Here is a 16,222-nt window from a genome sequence, read left to right on the forward strand (position 1 = left end):
GTTACCCATGTGAGAGTAAGTCATCGCCAGCTCATTATTCGAAAACACCCCCTGCTAAGCTGGGGGTGTTTTTTTATGCGCGGGAAATAATAGGAAATAATTGCCCGACGAGAGCCTTGAGCGAAGCCTGAAGCCTGATATTGATCTTTATAATGAGTAAGCGATAAGAAAAATGATAAGCAAAAAACGCTATATTGTATTTGTATTAAATCTATTCATTGGAATTCAATATGTATTCGCTGATGTTAATGATGGTTTAATGGCTTATTCTAAAAAAGACTACACAAAAGCTTTTAATGAGTTTGAAGAGTCATCAAGTCAAGGGGATCTTGCAACGACGCATTATCTAGCAAGTATGTATTATCAAGGATTTGGAACATCAAAAGACTTCAATAAAGCTGTCATTTTATTTGAAAAGTCGGCAAATCAAGGCTATGCGCCATCTCTAGCAAATCTTGCAGTTATGTATGCTAAAGGAGATGGAGTTCATCAAAATATGGATCGCGCTTTGGAATATCAAAGCAGGGCAGCTAAAGCTGGTGATGCACAATCTCAATTTCTCTTAGGCCAAATGTATAGGCAAGGAGAATATGTTCAACAGCATTATGAAAAGGCACTTTTATGGTATTTAAAATCTGCAGAACAATTTTACGTTCCTGCATATAATGAAATTGGCCTTTTATATGCACAGGGGCAAGGTGTAGAAACAGATTATATTATTGCCTATGCATGGATATTTCTGGCTGCGGAAAAAGGGGATAGTGAGGCTAAGTTAAATTTGAAGAACTTTGATCGAATTTTAAATAAATCACAGATAAAAGAAGGGAAAAAAGTTGCAGAATCTATTCTTTCACAATATGAAAAAAGCATAAAAAGAGTCAAATAAAATCCTATGGTTTGCTTCAATGTATTGGGTATGTGAAATTGTTTCAATTGAAACCAAATTCTGGATGCTAAAGTGGTTTACTCTGATTTTAAATAGATTTTTGTTAAAAACTCCTTTAAATTTATGTAGATAAATTAAAGATATTTAAAGTCTGATATAAACTTTAAATACTAAAAAATAAGCACGGAAACTCATATTTTGATAAAAAAACAATATATTTAATTATTATTAAAATCATTAATTTAAGCATATTTTATTTATTTATCCATTTGTCTAATTGTCCATAAATTTTGGCCTGCGTATAGTGCGCCAACATTGAGTTTTGCTTAAAAATTCATGTGAAAAATTTGGACAAGTACTCATGGGAGATGAGAACGATGACGACGGATAACTTAGATATAAATTCTATAGTCGATAAGGCGAAATTTACCCCGTTCCACTTCAATGTAGTGGCTTGGTGCTTATTGATTATTTTGTTTGATGGTTACGATTTAGCAATTAACGGCGTTGTTTTACCGTTGTTAATGAAAGACTGGGGTTTAACAGCGATGCAGGCGGGTATGCTTGCAAGCTGTGCTTTAGCAGGGATGATGTTCGGAGCAATGTTCTTCGGCTCATTGGCGGATAAAATTGGCCGTAAAAAAGTCATTATGATCTGCATCGTGCTCTTCAGCGGATTAACCTTTGCTGGCGGTTTTGCATCAAACCCAACAGAATTCGCTATTTTGCGATTCCTGGCAGGTCTAGGCATTGGCGGTGTAATGCCAAACCTTGTTGCTTTGACTTCAGAATATGCACCGCAGAAGATGCGCAGCACGCTGGTGACGACGATGTTCAGCGGCTATGCTGTTGGCGGTGTTATGGCTGCTCTATTAGGTTCATGGTTTACGCCAGATTTCGGCTGGCAGATTATGTTCTTTATTGCCGGCATTCCTGTATTTTTATTGCCTGTAATTTGGAAATTTTTGCCTGAATCTTTGGCATTTATTGTGAAAGAAAATAAGCAGGAAAAGGCGCGCAGCATTGTGAGTAAATTGGCGCCAAATGTTGCAGTAACTGGGCAAACGACGTTCTCTTTGCCTCAGGAAAGTGTGCCTGAATCTGCAAATGTCGTGAGCTTATTCCGCCGCGGCCGCGCAACAAATACTCTTCTGTTTTGGCTTGCGTTCTTTACGTGCTTACTCACCATGTATGCGCTGAGCAGCTGGCTTCCTAAATTGATGATGGCGGCAGGTTATTCTATGGATAATAGCTTAATGTTCATGATGGTGATGAACGTAGGCGCTGTGGTGGGTATTGTCGGCGGCGGTATTTTGGCGGACCGTTTCCATTTAAAACCTGTGTTGATGGTTTTGGGCATGATGGGCGCGATTGTCATGAGCTTGATGGGCTTTCAGTCGAATCAGTTCTTGCTGTATATTTTGGTGTTTTTGGCGGGTGCGGCGTCCATTGGTTCGCAAATGCTGCTGTATAGCTATGTCGCTCAGTTTTATCCTTTGGCAATACGTTCGACAGGGATTGGCTGGTCATCTGCGATTGGCCGTATGGGCGCTATTGTCGGGCCAATTTTGATTGGCGGTTTGCTGGGTATGAACTTACCTGCGCATTTCAATTTTATGGCTGTAGGTTTACCTGTGCTGATTACGGCAATTGCGGTTGCGTTAATCATGCATGACAATGACAGCGATAAAATAGAGATTCAAGAAGCATCAGCAGCAAAAGCTTAAGTGCTGAATCTTTAAAAGAAGCCTTCGTAAGGGGGCTTTTTTGATTTTTCGAGGTGTGATAAAACAATGATAAGTATAATGATTTATAGGTATCTTATTGAATAGTTTAATTACAAAGTATTATCAAGAATTTGAGTCATACCATGCAGTGTGGAAATTTAAAAATAAGATATTTCTTTTCTTGATCATTTCTATGCTTATATTTTTTTCAAATTCAGTTGGCTACTTCTATTTTATAAAGTCTACAACTAAAGAAACTCAAAATATTATTTTATGGATTATGGGGTTAGCAGAGGTTTTTACCTTCTATCTATTTCATTGTATAGAAAAACAAAGAAATGAAATTGTGAAGGCTAAATTCCGTAAACTATATAAAAATGATCAGTTGTCGTTACAACAAATTAAAAAAAGATGGTTTCATGAAATATTAGCTATACCTAATAATGAATATATAAATTTAATTGAGAAAATTGAGAAATACTATTTTATTCAATCTAAGTATGAAGGGAGAGGAATTAGTAGAGAAAAAATTTATAATTTTATTTTCTCTATTGATTCTAAAAATCGTGTTCTAGCTATGTTTATGGGATTAGTTGCTTTATTTACCGCAATGATGATTTCAGCTGGTATAAATGTGGACTATATTTTTGCAATTTTTCAATTAATTCATATTGTTGAATCTTTAGTCATAATATTTATTATTAGCCTTTTTCTTTTCGGATTGTTTTATATTACAAAATATACTTTCTTTATGGCGATAAGCTTTTTTGACTTCATTTTTGATAACTCTTTTAATAAAGGTAATGTGAGTAATAGGAAAAAAGACCTTTTTATTAATCAGTTATTACAGTTTGCAGAGTTTCCTAAACATAAAAAAAGGGTGTATGCCTCTTTACAAGTATCAAAAAAATAGATAGTGATACAGTTGAAGAGAAAATTTGATTTTATAATTTTAGTAAATATTAGGGATATGTACAATCTATGAAACTCAACTCAATCTCCCCAATCCCTGAAGACGATGAAGAACTGCATCTGCCTGAACTGGTGTACTGGTCATCTTTAGGTGAATTGGCTGAAGTCGAAAAATCATTAGCCAATGGCGCAGACGTAAACTCTGCCGATGAAGAAGGCTACAGCGCACTGCATGCAGCTGCCGAAAACGGCTATTTAGACGTTGTGAAGCTGCTTGTAGAGAAAGGTGCAGATGTGCAGCATAAAACGCAATACACCGCATTAGAGCTTGCAGAAATGGCGGGTAATGATGATGTTGCAGCGTATTTAAAAAGCTTATAAAAGCGGTGATGTGCAGAATAATCATTGCTGAAAAAAGAAAACCCCAACATCCTGTTGGGGTTTTCTTCGTATTTCGTGTATTAGGTATAACTCCTGTCGTACCTCACGTCCCAGTGCTTAACATTATTTTTCTTGTTGTTATGTTTTGGAAACATCCTGTTTCCTGATAACTGCAGAATAAGCTGATTTGCACAGCCTGCCTAGACGCCGATTTCAGCAGATGATGTAAGCCAAAGCTTACATCACTTTTTAAATCGCTTCAGGCCGTTTTTTAAGCCGCGTAATGATCATCCGCATTAAATACATTCGCTTGAATTTGAATCAGTTTTCGTTTTCCTTGTTCACCATTCATGCGCCAGTGGGCAATTTTCACATTATCCACTAAGGCGACATCGCCCTTTTGCCACTGCAGCAGCAAGGCATCCTGATAAAGCGCATTAAAAAACTGCTGCTTTTCGCTGTCGGTCCATTCAATTTGGCTGCCTTGCTGGTTGTAAATTTCCCATGTCAGCTGCATGCCGTCTGCGGTAGAGTCAATTTGAATTTCCCCCCGGTTTTCGAAACAGCTTTGAGCGGCCTGATACGCAAATGAATTGGTATTATTGGCAAAAGCCCAAGGCTGCAGCACCAGTTTTTTGGTTTCAGGATGATGGATCACCAGCGGTGAGCGCTGCAGGGTTAATTTGGCTTTGCGGTCTTTGCGCATTTCAATGCTGAACGGGCTTTTCTTCAGCAGCAGCTGGTCGATGGCATTGATTTTACGTGCCGAGACATAAGAAAAATGATTCCATGCGCCTAGGTATTTTTCCTGAGCAGGTTTGGGCAAGTTATCCCAAATCTGCTCTAAATTATTGAATCCTGTTTCTGCTAAATAGGTGGAAGGCTCTTGGCAGAACAAGGCGATATACCGCGAACGCTCTGAGCGGACACCGCCCTCTACATGCGGGCCCTGCACTGAATTTTCTACAGGCCCCAGCTGTACCGTATTGCGGTCAATATAACGGCGGTAATCGCCTGCACCGAGTATGCCTTCGCTGTATTTTCGCATCCAAGAAGCTGCCCAGCCGGGCATATTGGGATTGAAAGAGTTCCATGGCTGCAGCTGAAAATACTGTTCTATCAGCTGGTGGAACTGTTCGGGCTGGTCAATCTGGAAGCCGCGGAAAAGCAAAATGCCGTATTGATGCAGCTGCTGCATCAATAGTTCGCGGTGTGAGCCAATATATTGCGCTAAGGCGCTACAGGAAGCATGGCTTTCATTTGCGACAAACACTTTGGTGTATTCATTCAAAAATTGCTGAAGCAGCTGCATATTTTTCCTCTCGTTGTTTTTATTGTCTGTCCAATTCCATGGAACTGTGCGGGTCAAATTGCAAGAATACTTGGCCTGCGGTTTTTATTTTAGTAAAAGCTGTTTGAATTATAAGGACAGTTTTGCGCACGCAGTATAAATTTTGCTGCTGAACTGCCACTTTTACGACCAGCTGCAGCTGGTTTTATTTGCAAAACGCGGTATAGAAAAAAGCCTTAGCAAGAAGCCAAGGCTTTTTCGAATTCATTCAGAAGGCATTTATTCAGTCTGCCTGCAGCATCCCGCTGATTGCATTTTTTCTTTTTATTAAAAGACGTCCTGTCTTTATGATTTAACAATAGAAATATTTCAGTATAAAAAATAGTCGATTTTCACAGCATACGCTGTAAGTAAATGCGGACAACTGCTTAAACGTTGATGGGGTGCAGAACCAAGTTATTGCATTCGAGGGCAGTTATGCGCACATCAGAAAAGAAAAAGCCTCAACATCCTGTTGAGGCTTTTCCGTATTCATTCTAGGTAAAACTCCTGTCGTACCTGTCAGCATCCTGCTGCATTGTTTATTGTTATTTTCTTAAGACATCCTGTCTTGTATGAGTTAAATATAAAAGGAAAAAGATAAAGTGAATAGTATCTATTTCCCACTGGTGATGTAAGCCAAAACGTACATGAGCTTTTTAAGCCGCGCAGACCTGAAAATCGAGATTTTATACTGTTTTTAAAAGACCGCTTTTAGTTGAAATATGCAGTTTAATTAGACAGTTTTAGTTACTAGAAATAAAAAAGCCTTAGCATCCTGCCAAGGCTTTTTTAGATTCATTCCAGCAGTATAACTCCTGTCGTACCGTACGCATCCAGCGTCTATCCTGCTTATGATTGTTGTTTTAGGCTTTCGAGACATCCTGTCTCTGTATATATTTAATGTAAGCTGAATTTCAATGTGTGAAAAGTGGTGATTTCCCCATTCCATGTAAGCTCTGGATTACATCTTATTGCACATATTGAATGAGCTTATCGACGGCAGCCTTAAGGCTTTTTTCATCAAATGGATTCGGTTCAAAGGTGTCGCCAGAGTTGCGTGAAAAAATGTCGCGGATTTCAATCACCGCATTGCTGTCAATCAAGCCCAGCTGGGTTGCCACTTGGCGGATTTGATCAATTGAGCGAGATCCGTTGGTTGCGCCGTACCCGATATAGGCTGCAGGCTTGCCTGCCCATTCTTTGCCAATATAGTCCAGCGCATTCTTCAGTGCAGGGCTGTAGCCGTGGTTATATTCAGGGCTGATGAAGACCACAGCATCTGCCTGAGAGATTTTATCCGCCCATTCCTGCTGTTTCGGCTGGTCATAAATACCCGTAGCTGGCGGATGGGCGCCTGCGAAGAAGGGCAGGTTCCATTCTTTGAGATCGACGATTTCTGTTTGAATAGTGGAGTAGCCATAACCCTTAATTGCGCTGTTGACCCAGTTGGCGACTTTAATTGCTGTACGGCCTTCTCGCACACTGCCCACAATAATATAAATTTTCATCGGTTTTCCTTGTTCAGTATTTTATCTATCAGCCTGTATTTAAAGTATGATTTTTATCAGGCCGTGCCTATAAACAAATTGTATCTGCAATAGATGAAGTTCGAAATTCGGGCATAAAAAAAAGCCCAGGCAGGGCTTTTTTTAGAGTAAGCGGTTTTACATCAGTTTTACGCCTTGCTGGCCGGCAGGCGTCACTTTGAATATTTCCACTTCAAAGGTAATGTTTTTACCGGCTAAAGGATGATTAAAGTCCACTTCGGTAATGTCTTCACCGACCGTTTTAATCACGCCAAACAGGCTTTGCTTGGCTTTATCTTCAAACTCAATCATATGGCCAACTAGAGGCGCAGGATCAAATTTGACTGTATCAAATTTTTGCACATTTTCAGCATTCCACGGGCCAAAAGCGTCTTCCGGCGGCAGGCTGACTGTGCGGCGGTCGCCGGCACGCAGGCCAAACAGGGCTTTTTCAAAGCCAGGCAATAAGCTGCCGTCACCGATCACTAAGCTGACAGGTTCTTCGCGGCTGCGGGTATTGTCAATTTCTACGCCGTTTTCAATAGCAACCGAAAAGTGAAGCTCCACTTTGGCGCCGTCTTCAATACGGGTTTCTTCGTTTGGATTAATAAAATCAGTCATTTTTTTGCGCTTCCGCACGTTGAATACGCTGCTTCTCTAGGAAGAAGGTATCAATCAGCAATAAGATGGTGCCAAGGGTAATGGCACTGTCTGCAATATTGAAAGCAGGGAAGTGGCTGTTGTTGTAATACACGTGAATAAAGTCTACGACATAGCCCAATGACATGCGGTCAATCAGGTTGCCGATTGCGCCGCCTAAAATCAGCGCAATCGCAATCGGGAGGATCTTCACAGTTTTTGGCATACGCATCAGCCAAAATACAAAAATTACAGACACTAAACCTGCCAGTGAAGTAAAGAAATAACGCTGCCATCCGCCGGCATCAGACAAGAAACTAAAGGCTGCGCCATAGTTATGCAGTAATGTCCAATTTAAAAAGGGCAGTACAGGCACAGGATCTGCGTAGTTCAGATGCGTGCTGGCAATATGCTTGGTCCATTGATCCAAAATAATCGCAACAATGGATAAGCCCACCCACACTAAATTGTGCGGGTAGAATTGGAATAAGCCCTTTTTTTCTTGCGGATTAGGCATATTTTCTCTCTTCGCCTTGACCTGTAGGAAGGTTAATAATACAACGAGAACAAAGGCCTGGATGTTCATGATGTGTATTCACATCCAGCAGAACATGCCAGCAGCGCGCGCATTTTTCACCGTCAGCAGCCGATACTTTTACGCGTAAACCTTCAAGGTCAGATGCATTGCCTTGCGCTGCGTCAAATGTGTTGACCAGCACTTGAGAGGTAATGAGGACGAAACGAAGCTCATCGCCTAGGCGGTCAAGAACAGTTTTGAGTTCTTCAGATGCCCAAAGTTCTACTTTTGCAGACAGGTTGGAACCGACTGTTTTCTCGTTACGCGCAGCTTCAATGTGCTTGTTCACTGCAGATTTCACAGCAATCAGGGTTTGCCATTCTGCTTCAGAAACCACGTTTGCAGCCGATGCAGCAGGAATGTCATACCATTCAGCGGTAAAGACATATTTCTCTGACTGCTCAGGAATCAGCGGCCAAGCTTCTTGCGCTGTGAAGCTCAAGATTGGCGCCATCCAGCGCACAAAGGCCTGAACCAAATGATACAGCGCCGTTTGCGCAGAGTGGCGCGCCGCAGAATCCGCTTTGGTGGTGTACTGACGGTCTTTGATGATGTCTAAATAGAAACCGCCCAAGTCATTGATACAGAAATTGGTCAGCGCATTGGTGACGATATGGAAGTTCATATCTTCATAAGCTTGCTGAACCGTTTTCTGCACGTCTGCTGCGCGCTGCAGGATGTATTGATCAAGCGCGATTAATTGATCTACAGGAAGCGCGTCTGTTGATGGCTTGAAGCCATTTAAGTTGGCCAGCAAGAAACGAAGCGTGTTGCGGATGCGGCGGTAACCGTCAGATGCGCGGCTGAAGATTTCTTTACCTGCCGTCATTTCATAACGGTAGTCGGCAGATGCGATCCAGAAACGTAAGCCGTCTGCACCCATGTCTTTAATGATGTCTTGCGGGGTAATGATGTTACCTAAAGACTTCGACATCTTGCGGCCTTTCTCATCCACCACGAAGCCATGCGTTAACAAGCCTTTGTATGGCGCACGTTCATTAATCGCAATAGAAGTTAAAAGCGAAGACTGGAACCAGCCGCGGTGCTGGTCAGAACCTTCTAAATAAAGGTCAGCAGGGTCGGTGAGTTCTTCACGTTCACGCAGTACCGCGTAGTGGGTTGTTCCAGAGTCGAACCAGACATCTAAAGTGTCACGAACGGCATTGTACTGTTCAGCGTCTGCGCCGATAAATTCCGCAGCATCGCGGTTATACCAGCCGTCAATGCCTTCCTGTTCAATCAGTTTTGCCACTTCTTCAATCAGTTCTGGGGTACGCGGATGCAGTTCATTGGTGTCTTTATGCACGAAGAATGGAATTGGCACGCCCCATGTACGCTGGCGTGAAATGCACCAGTCTGGACGGCCTTCAATCATGGACTGAATACGGTTTTTGCCCCAATCCGGCACAAAGCTGATGTCATTTTCGATGGCATTGAGTGCATTTTGACGCAAGCCTTTGGCATCCATGCTGATGAACCATTGCGGTGTCGCACGGAAGATAATCGGCGTTTTATGGCGCCAGCAATGCGGGTAGCTGTGTTTGATTGGCACATGCGCCCAAAGCTTATTGCTTTCAGACAAGGCTGCGATAATTTTTGGATTGGCTTTATAAATGTGTTCGCCGGCAAAAATTGGCGCCGTCGGCAAATATACGCCATTGCCGCCCACAGGATTATCCACTTTCAAGTTGTACAGCAGGCCCACTTTGTAGTCGTCCACACCATGGCCAGGCGCCGTATGCACTGCGCCGGTACCGCTGGTGGCAATCACGTGCTCGCCTAAAATCACTGGCACTTGGCGGTCATTGATTAACGGATGCTGCAGCACTAAGTTTTCAAGTTTGCTGCCTGTGAAGTCTGCAAGAACTTCTACCGACGTGAAGCCATAACGTTCAGTCGCAGATTCAACTAAATCTTTCGCCAAGATAAAATTTTGCGCTGCTTTTTCGTCACCGCGCGCTTTGACCAATTGATACTCAATATCTGCATGCAGCGCCACGGCTTGGTTGGCCGGCAGCGTCCAAGGCGTGGTTGTCCAGATCACGACATCCGTCGAATCGGCAACTTGCACGCCTACGCGCGCGGATAAATCTGCAAGGTCTACAACAGTGAAGCCAACGTCAATCGCATCTGATTTTTTGTCTTCATATTCGACTTCAGCTTCTGCCAATGCTGAACCGCAGTCCAAACACCAGTTCACGGGCTTCAGGCCCGGTTCGATATGGCCCGCTTTAGCGATCGCGCCAAGAGAGCGCACAATGTCCGCTTCCTGCTTAAAGTTCATGGTCAGGTAAGGCTTGTCCCAATCCCCGAACACGCCCATGCGCACGAAGTCTTTTTTCTGTAATTCGACTTGAGTGTAGGCATATTCGCGGCAGGCTTTACGGAATGCCGATGCATCGACTTTTACGCCGACTTTGCCGACTTTTTCTTCAACTTTCAGTTCAATCGGCAGGCCATGGCAGTCCCAGCCTGGAACGTATGGCGCATCAAAACCATCCATCACACGGCTTTTGATGATGATGTCTTTTAAAACTTTGTTAACCGCGTGACCTAAATGAATTTGGCCATTGGCGTAAGGAGGGCCGTCATGAAGCACATATTTTTTCTTGCCAATACGCGACGCGCGAATCTGCTGATAAATGTTGTCGGCATACCACTCTTCCAACCATTTCGCTTCACGTACTGCGAGATTTGCTTTCATTGCAAATTCAGTACCTGGGAGGTTTAGCGTGGCTTTATAATCCACTGCATTTTCAGGAGTTTGCTTATCGCTCATGCAAGTTGTCTTCCAATTTAATCAGCTGTTTGGCTGACGCGTTCTACATAAATAATTTGGGATATTAAAAGGGGAATTGGGGATGGTTTTGGCGGAACTCAAGCAGCTTTTCCACATCATCATCAATTCCGGCTTTTAAGGCTTCAAGCGAAGGGTAGTTCTTTTCGCCATGTAAATAGTTTAAGAACGTCACCCGCATTAACAGGCCATACAGATTAGCAGAAACATCAGGAAAATGTACTTCTAATCGCCATTCAGGATGTTCCTGCTGAATGGCTGGACGGGTGCCGGCATGGCCTGCGCCAAATAAGGCGCTGGGTTCATAGCCGGCAATGCCGGTTTTATCTGGACATGCAGATTTAACTTTATCTTTTAAAGATTCAGTTTCGCACACTACTTCCACGCCATAAATGCCATGCAGGCAAGGCTTGTGGCGGTTTAAGCGCACATTGATAGTTGGGAAGTTGATGGTGCGGCCAATTTGATCGCCGTATTGCACACGGCCGGTAATGCTGTATGGGCGGCCGAGCAATTTCGCGGCGTGGGCTAAATCGCCGTCTTGCAGTGTTTGGCGGATTAATGTGGAACTGACACGCTCACCGTTCACTTCAATATTCTGCAGATCACTGACATGGAAGCCGTAGCGCCGTAAAAATTCACTGTTGCCTTGGCGGTTTTTGCCAAAATGATGGTCTTCACCGAGCACTAGGCTTTGCGTATTGAGTTTTGTTTTTAAAATTTCGGCAAATTCTTCAGCGCTGAGATTGCGGAAGGCATTATCAAATTTGGCCACCACAATGTAGTCCACACCCAGCTCTGTCAGATATTCGACTTTTTCGCGCAGTGACGTAATGCGCGGCGGTGCTTCGTAACCTTTGAAATATTCTAGCGGCTGCGGTTCGAAAATCATGACCGCTGTTTTTAAATTCTGCTGCTGCGCAAGCGCCTGAAGCTGGCTGATCATGGCTTGATGACCCAAATGCACGCCATCAAAATTGCCAATGGTCACGGCAGTTTTGGGAAGTTGGAAATCGGACGCTAAAGCATTCAGGCGGAGCAGCTTCATGGGCGAATCAATACATCAAAAATTTGTAAGGACTATATATTGCCATATTCTCACAGTTTCGTCTTGCTGTTGTGTTTTTACTCAATATTTTTCTAAGATGAGGGGATGTATATCAGTAATTCTTATTTTAAAAATTAAAAATAATCAATTTTTCTTATTATAAAAACCTTTTAAATTAGCGATTATAGGATTTGAAGAGCAGCATGCAATGAAAAAGCCATTTTATCAATTACAGCAGAAGCGTGACTTAATCCGGAATTTTACTCCAAACTGGTTCACCGTCATTATGGGCACCGGCGTCTTAGCGCTGATTTTACCTGAATCCCCCTTTGCTCAAGCATTTATGTGGCAGCTTGGCGCCGCCTTATGGCAAATCAACATTTTGATCTTTCTATTATTTGGCCTTTTATACGCCAGCCGCTGGCTGTTTTATACAGAAGAAGCCTGTCAAATTTTCCGGCATCCTGTCATGAGCCTGTTCTTAGGCGCCATTCCGATGGCGCTGGCCACTTTAATGAATGGCCTGCTGAAATTCGGCACGGTGCTGTATGGGCCTGCTGTGATCCCGCTGGCAGAAATGCTGTGGTATGCCGATGTGATTTTGGCTGTAGCCACCGCATGGCTGGTGCCTTTTTGCATGTTCAGCCGTCAACAGCATGAGCTGAAAAGCATGACCGCTGTATGGCTGCTGCCAATTGTCGCCTGTGAAGTGGCGGCAGTATCTGGCGCCGTCCTGCTGGAACATTTGCCTGTGCAAAGCCATGCAGTCAGCATTTTATTTGGAAGCTATGTGCTGTGGGGCATGTCTGTATTGCCAGCTTTTGCCGTACTGAGCATTTTGGTGCTGCGTTTAGCGCTGCATCAGCTGCCAAGCAAGGATATGGCGATCAGCAGCTGGCTGGCGCTGGGGCCAATTGGTACTGGAGCATTAGCGCTGCTGCTGCTCGGACAGCAAGCGCAGCGGCTGCTGCAAGCTGTGGAGTTAAACGCTTTAGGCGTACTGCTGCAGCAGGCAGGCATCATGGGGGCTGTGATATTGATCGGCTTTGGACTGTGGTGGCTAGGCATTGCTGTATTCACCACACTCAAACATGCGCGGGATGGTTTGCCATTTAATTTGGGCTGGTGGGGGATGACCTTTCCCTTGGGCGTTTTTAGCCTGAGCGTGATGAATCTTGCAGCGCAAACAGGTGTGCAGTTCATTGCAACTGGCGGCTATGTTCTGGCCGCGGCGCTGGCGCTGCTGTGGATGCTGGTATGCAGCAAAACCCTGCGCGGCTGCTATCAGGGCCATTTATTCTTCTCTCCGTGCCTCAAAGCCTATTTAGAAGGCCATTAAGCGCAGAGCTCAGCCTGTAAGCCTTTTTATAGCTGGCCCAATCTGGCCAGCTATAATATGGTTGGCTGCTATTATGAGGGAGAGATGGGCGCGGCAGCGCAAAATATTATGCATGTAACGCACACTCTTTTGTGCATGAGGGCTGGTTCCGTTCAGAGCTGGGCAAACAGGTCGATGCCACTACTGAAGCTTTACCGCATCAAATGACAGTTATATTGCGCCGAGTATCACCTCGGTCAAATATCATGGGGGCGACCCGTCCGGCATGGTATTTAACAGTTTGATTACGTCAGCAGGCGCTTATGAGTCGCGGGTATATGCCTGCAGCTGCAAATTTCCGATTCCGCGCTTGATGTTAAAGGCGCTGTGGCCTGCCGCAAAGGTTTGGAAGGCATGCCAATCACAGATCAGCAGAATATGCGCGGTGATATGGAGAAATTGCACTGGAAAAAATCATTCAATCGCTGCGCAATGATCAGCCTGTGACGGCATCGATTTTGGGCAAGCGCCCTATGCAATTTAAAATCTCGCCGAATGATAAAGAGTGAATCAATTAAGGCAGGCTTTACGTATTTATGCTATACGCATGCAATACAGAAGCGGAGATGCATATGACCCAGGAATTTGCCTTAATGATGGCGCTGCCCAATGAGTCTAAAGGTTTATTTGAACAGGCAGGCATTGAGGTGCATTACAGCGGTATCGGTAAAGTGAATGCGGCCTTTAAAGCCTTTGAGGTGATCCAAAAAACCGGCTGCAAGGTCTTGCTTAATCTAGGCACGGCAGGCAGTTCGCACTTTGATGCACATGCGCTGGTCGAAGTTACACAGTTTGTGCAGCGCGATATGGATGTGTCGCCGCTGGGTTTTGCTGTTGGCGTGACGCCGATGGATGATGATCATCCTGCAGAAATCCGCTTAGACAGCTATTTTCAGCATTTGCCGGCAGGCATTTGCGGGACAGGGGACAGTTTTGAAATTGGCCAGCCCAAAGTGCCGTGCAATTTAGTGGATATGGAAGGCTATGCGATTGCCAAGGTCTGCAAGAAGCTTGGAGTGCGCTTGGTATCCGTAAAATATATTACCGATGGCGCGAATGAGACTGCGCATTTAGATTGGGAAGAAAATTTGCTGCTGGGCGCCAGAAAATTGCTTGAACTTTATCAGATGGTAAAATAAAAGCTTAATAAAAAAGAATTCGGCGGCCATAGATCAACTATGGCCGTATGCCAAATTTCTGCATGGGGCAGAAATTATTTTTCGCTGCGAGGAATTGCGCCGTAAAGCATCATATGCACTGTATGCTGAATTACGCGCTGCACCATGCTGCGGTTACGCAAGGTTTTGCCGGTCACCATTTCCATTTGCGTTGCAAAATCTGCATAGTTTTGGGTAATGGCCCAAATATTCAGAATAAACAATTCCGGGTCAATTTCTTTTGAAATTTTGCCTTGCTCTTGCCACATCGCAATGACTTTGGCTTTACGCTTGACTAATTTCTTTAACGGCCCTTTTAGAATTTCAAGAATATGCGGCGCGCCTTGAATGACTTCCAGTGCAAATAAACGGGAAGCTTTAGGCTGTGTACGCGAAACTTCAATCTTCTGCATCAAATAGTTGGTGATGGCCTCTTCGGGTTCTAATTCGGCTTCCAGTGTTTGCAGCGGCGCAAGCCATTTTTGCAGCACTGTCGTCAAAACCTCAACGTACAGCGCTTCTTTATTTTCATAATAATAGAAAATATTGGATTTATGCATTTCTGCAATTTGCGCGATTTCGTCTAGGCTGGCGCCATTAAAACCGTATAGGGAAAAAACGTCCAGCGCAGCATTTAACAGCTGATGCCGTTTTTGTGTACTCTTTTTTTGTTCCATTAGCACTCTAAAACATGAAAAAAAGGGGAATAGGCAATTGTACGGCAAATCATCAGATTTGTGCATAACCAAAGCTTGTAATTTTATGACTTATGGTGATTTATTTTTTAGATTGCCATTTAAAATCATGATGATATTTGGAATTAAATCAAATTAGAAAATGTAGATTGAAAATTGAGATGTATTCTGTGGATTTAAAAATAATCAGATAAGAAAACTGAGATTCTCAAGCACTTTAAACGTGCGGATAGCCTGTATTCATAGTCATTTCTCTGATTCAAAGGTTATCCGTCGGCATAATGGATTTGAGATCCATTGATTTGAAAAAATGCACGAACCATTGATCATGCATTTTTTAGGCTGGGCCAATTTTAGGTGGCTAAAACGGCATTTAAGACTCGCTGTTCAAGTTCTGAAAAGTCGATATTTTTTTTGCGTGGACGTGGAAGCTTAACGTCGAATTGCGAAGCGATATGGCCTTTATCCAGCAAGATAATTCGGTCTGCAAGCTGTACCGCTTCACTGACATCATGTGTCACCAAAATGGCGGTAAAGCCTTGCTCCGTCCACAGCTTTTCAATCAGATTTTGCATGTCTAAACGGGTCAGCGCATCCAGTGCGCCGAGCGGCTCGTCCAGCAGCAAAATGCGCGGCTTATGCGAAAGGGCGCGGGCCAGCGCCGTCCGCTGGCGCTGACCGCCAGAGAGCTGAGATGGCCACAGGCCAGCTTTTTCTTTCAAGCCGACTTTTTCCAGCATGGCGGAAGCATTGCTATGCGCATCCTTTGGCAAGCCTAACTGCACATTCTGCTCAATGCTGCGCCATGGCAGCAGGCGCGGATCCTGAAACATTACGCGGATGTCGTCAGCGCTGATGCCTTCGCGGATATGCCGTGCTGATTTGAACTTAATTTCACCGTAGCTTTGTTTTTCCAAGTCCGCAATGAGGCGGAGCAGGGTGCTTTTTCCGCAGCCGCTGCGGCCGACAATCGCTAAAAACTCGCCTGGCTGAATGTGCAGGTCTAAATCTTCCAGTACTTTGACGCTGCCGTAAAATTTATGCAGCTGTTCGATAATAATTTCAGCGCCCAGCACCGCGTGCGGGTTGATATCTGCTGCAGGGGCGATTGGCGCCGTATTGCCGCCGGCATGACGGCCTAGGCTTAAATCAGTCATTTCATGCTC

At 44.1% G+C, this 16,222-nt stretch carries 15 protein-coding genes; 6 read left to right on the forward strand and 9 right to left on the reverse strand.

What is annotated here, in order from left to right:
• The first annotated feature begins 172 nt into the window (after positions 1–172).
• The 4 genes from OKC24_RS04110 to OKC24_RS04125 all read left to right on the forward strand — a co-directional run bounded on the left by OKC24_RS04110 (position 173) and on the right by OKC24_RS04125 (position 3,906).
• Entirely contained in the window at positions 173–886 is a 714-nt protein-coding gene (locus OKC24_RS04110) for a tetratricopeptide repeat protein (RefSeq protein ID WP_265464825.1), read from the forward strand.
• Between the two features lie 377 nt (positions 887–1,263).
• Positions 1,264–2,613: an MFS transporter gene (locus OKC24_RS04115; RefSeq protein ID WP_265464826.1), complete on the forward strand. Its 1,350-nt coding sequence runs from the start codon at positions 1,264–1,266 to the stop codon at positions 2,611–2,613.
• Positions 2,614–2,710: 97 nt separating this feature from the next.
• A complete protein-coding gene (locus tag OKC24_RS04120; protein ID WP_265464827.1) occupies positions 2,711–3,526 on the forward strand; it encodes a hypothetical protein in 816 nt (271 codons plus the stop codon).
• Positions 3,527–3,594: 68 nt separating this feature from the next.
• Entirely contained in the window at positions 3,595–3,906 is a 312-nt protein-coding gene (locus OKC24_RS04125; RefSeq protein WP_265464828.1) for an ankyrin repeat domain-containing protein, read from the forward strand.
• 271 nt (positions 3,907–4,177) lie between these two features.
• Here OKC24_RS04125 and OKC24_RS04130 read toward each other — a convergent pair whose 3' ends face one another.
• The 6 genes from OKC24_RS04130 to ribF form a co-directional block, all read right to left on the reverse strand.
• Entirely contained in the window at positions 4,178–5,218 is a 1,041-nt protein-coding gene (locus tag OKC24_RS04130) for a TauD/TfdA family dioxygenase (RefSeq protein WP_265464829.1), read from the reverse strand.
• A 989-nt stretch (positions 5,219–6,207) separates the two neighbouring features.
• Positions 6,208–6,747, reverse strand: a complete 540-nt coding sequence (locus tag OKC24_RS04135; RefSeq protein WP_265464830.1) for an NADPH-dependent FMN reductase — start codon at positions 6,745–6,747, stop codon at positions 6,208–6,210.
• Positions 6,748–6,903: 156 nt separating this feature from the next.
• Entirely contained in the window at positions 6,904–7,386 is a 483-nt protein-coding gene (locus OKC24_RS04140; protein ID WP_265464831.1) for an FKBP-type peptidyl-prolyl cis-trans isomerase, read from the reverse strand.
• On the reverse strand, positions 7,379–7,921 hold the full coding sequence (lspA, locus tag OKC24_RS04145) for a signal peptidase II (protein ID WP_130144283.1): 543 nt from the start codon (positions 7,919–7,921) through the stop codon (positions 7,379–7,381). Before lspA ends, OKC24_RS04140 begins: the two co-directional genes overlap by 8 nt.
• Positions 7,914–10,760, reverse strand: coding sequence for an isoleucine--tRNA ligase (ileS, locus tag OKC24_RS04150; protein ID WP_265464832.1), 2,847 nt, complete (start codon positions 10,758–10,760; stop codon positions 7,914–7,916). The genes lspA and ileS overlap by 8 nt, the downstream gene beginning before the upstream one ends.
• A gap of 64 nt (positions 10,761–10,824) precedes the next feature.
• A complete protein-coding gene (gene ribF, locus OKC24_RS04155) occupies positions 10,825–11,826 on the reverse strand; it encodes a riboflavin biosynthesis protein RibF (protein ID WP_130144285.1) in 1,002 nt (333 codons plus the stop codon).
• Between the two features lie 208 nt (positions 11,827–12,034).
• Here ribF and OKC24_RS04160 point away from each other — a divergent pair, with 208 nt between their 5' ends.
• Positions 12,035–13,165 (forward strand): TDT family transporter, encoded by a 1,131-nt coding sequence (locus OKC24_RS04160; RefSeq protein ID WP_130144286.1) that lies wholly within the window; start codon positions 12,035–12,037, stop codon positions 13,163–13,165.
• A gap of 300 nt (positions 13,166–13,465) precedes the next feature.
• Here OKC24_RS04160 and OKC24_RS04165 read toward each other — a convergent pair whose 3' ends face one another.
• Positions 13,466–13,609, reverse strand: coding sequence for a hypothetical protein (locus OKC24_RS04165; protein ID WP_171458874.1), 144 nt, complete (start codon positions 13,607–13,609; stop codon positions 13,466–13,468).
• A gap of 167 nt (positions 13,610–13,776) precedes the next feature.
• Here OKC24_RS04165 and OKC24_RS04170 point away from each other — a divergent pair, with 167 nt between their 5' ends.
• Positions 13,777–14,343 carry a 5'-methylthioadenosine/S-adenosylhomocysteine nucleosidase family protein gene (locus OKC24_RS04170; RefSeq protein ID WP_130144287.1) on the forward strand — a complete coding sequence of 189 codons (567 nt, stop codon included), beginning with the start codon at positions 13,777–13,779 and terminating at the stop codon, positions 14,341–14,343.
• 74 nt (positions 14,344–14,417) lie between these two features.
• Here OKC24_RS04170 and OKC24_RS04175 read toward each other — a convergent pair whose 3' ends face one another.
• Both OKC24_RS04175 and OKC24_RS04180 read right to left on the reverse strand, forming a co-directional pair.
• Positions 14,418–15,038 carry a TetR family transcriptional regulator C-terminal domain-containing protein gene (locus OKC24_RS04175; RefSeq protein WP_130144288.1) on the reverse strand — a complete coding sequence of 207 codons (621 nt, stop codon included), beginning with the start codon at positions 15,036–15,038 and terminating at the stop codon, positions 14,418–14,420.
• Positions 15,039–15,409: 371 nt separating this feature from the next.
• On the reverse strand, positions 15,410–16,213 hold the full coding sequence (locus OKC24_RS04180; protein ID WP_130144289.1) for an ABC transporter ATP-binding protein: 804 nt from the start codon (positions 16,211–16,213) through the stop codon (positions 15,410–15,412).
• Positions 16,214–16,222: the final 9 nt, after the last annotated feature.

The sequence above is a fragment of the Acinetobacter entericus genome, from assembly GCF_026168575.1.
Lineage (GTDB): Bacteria > Pseudomonadota > Gammaproteobacteria > Pseudomonadales > Moraxellaceae > Acinetobacter > Acinetobacter bouvetii.

What these genes read in the sequence shown, in the direction of transcription:
- OKC24_RS04110 (WP_265464825.1), top strand. Translation starts at nt 173, where the DNA reads ATGATAAGCAAAAAACGCTATATTGTATTTGTATTAAATCTATTCATT.
- OKC24_RS04115 (WP_265464826.1), top strand. Translation starts at nt 1,264, where the DNA reads ATGACGACGGATAACTTAGATATAAATTCTATAGTCGATAAGGCGAAA.
- OKC24_RS04125 (WP_265464828.1), top strand. Translation starts at nt 3,595, where the DNA reads ATGAAACTCAACTCAATCTCCCCAATCCCTGAAGACGATGAAGAACTG.
- OKC24_RS04130 (WP_265464829.1), bottom strand. Translation starts at nt 5,218, where the DNA reads ATGCAGCTGCTTCAGCAATTTTTGAATGAATACACCAAAGTGTTTGTC.
- OKC24_RS04135 (WP_265464830.1), bottom strand. Translation starts at nt 6,747, where the DNA reads ATGAAAATTTATATTATTGTGGGCAGTGTGCGAGAAGGCCGTACAGCA.
- OKC24_RS04140 (WP_265464831.1), bottom strand. Translation starts at nt 7,386, where the DNA reads ATGACTGATTTTATTAATCCAAACGAAGAAACCCGTATTGAAGACGGC.
- lspA (WP_130144283.1), bottom strand. Translation starts at nt 7,921, where the DNA reads ATGCCTAATCCGCAAGAAAAAAAGGGCTTATTCCAATTCTACCCGCAC.
- ileS (WP_265464832.1), bottom strand. Translation starts at nt 10,760, where the DNA reads ATGAGCGATAAGCAAACTCCTGAAAATGCAGTGGATTATAAAGCCACG.
- ribF (WP_130144285.1), bottom strand. Translation starts at nt 11,826, where the DNA reads ATGAAGCTGCTCCGCCTGAATGCTTTAGCGTCCGATTTCCAACTTCCC.
- OKC24_RS04160 (WP_130144286.1), top strand. Translation starts at nt 12,035, where the DNA reads ATGAAAAAGCCATTTTATCAATTACAGCAGAAGCGTGACTTAATCCGG.
- OKC24_RS04170 (WP_130144287.1), top strand. Translation starts at nt 13,777, where the DNA reads ATGACCCAGGAATTTGCCTTAATGATGGCGCTGCCCAATGAGTCTAAA.
- OKC24_RS04175 (WP_130144288.1), bottom strand. Translation starts at nt 15,038, where the DNA reads ATGGAACAAAAAAAGAGTACACAAAAACGGCATCAGCTGTTAAATGCT.
- OKC24_RS04180 (WP_130144289.1), bottom strand. Translation starts at nt 16,213, where the DNA reads ATGACTGATTTAAGCCTAGGCCGTCATGCCGGCGGCAATACGGCGCCA.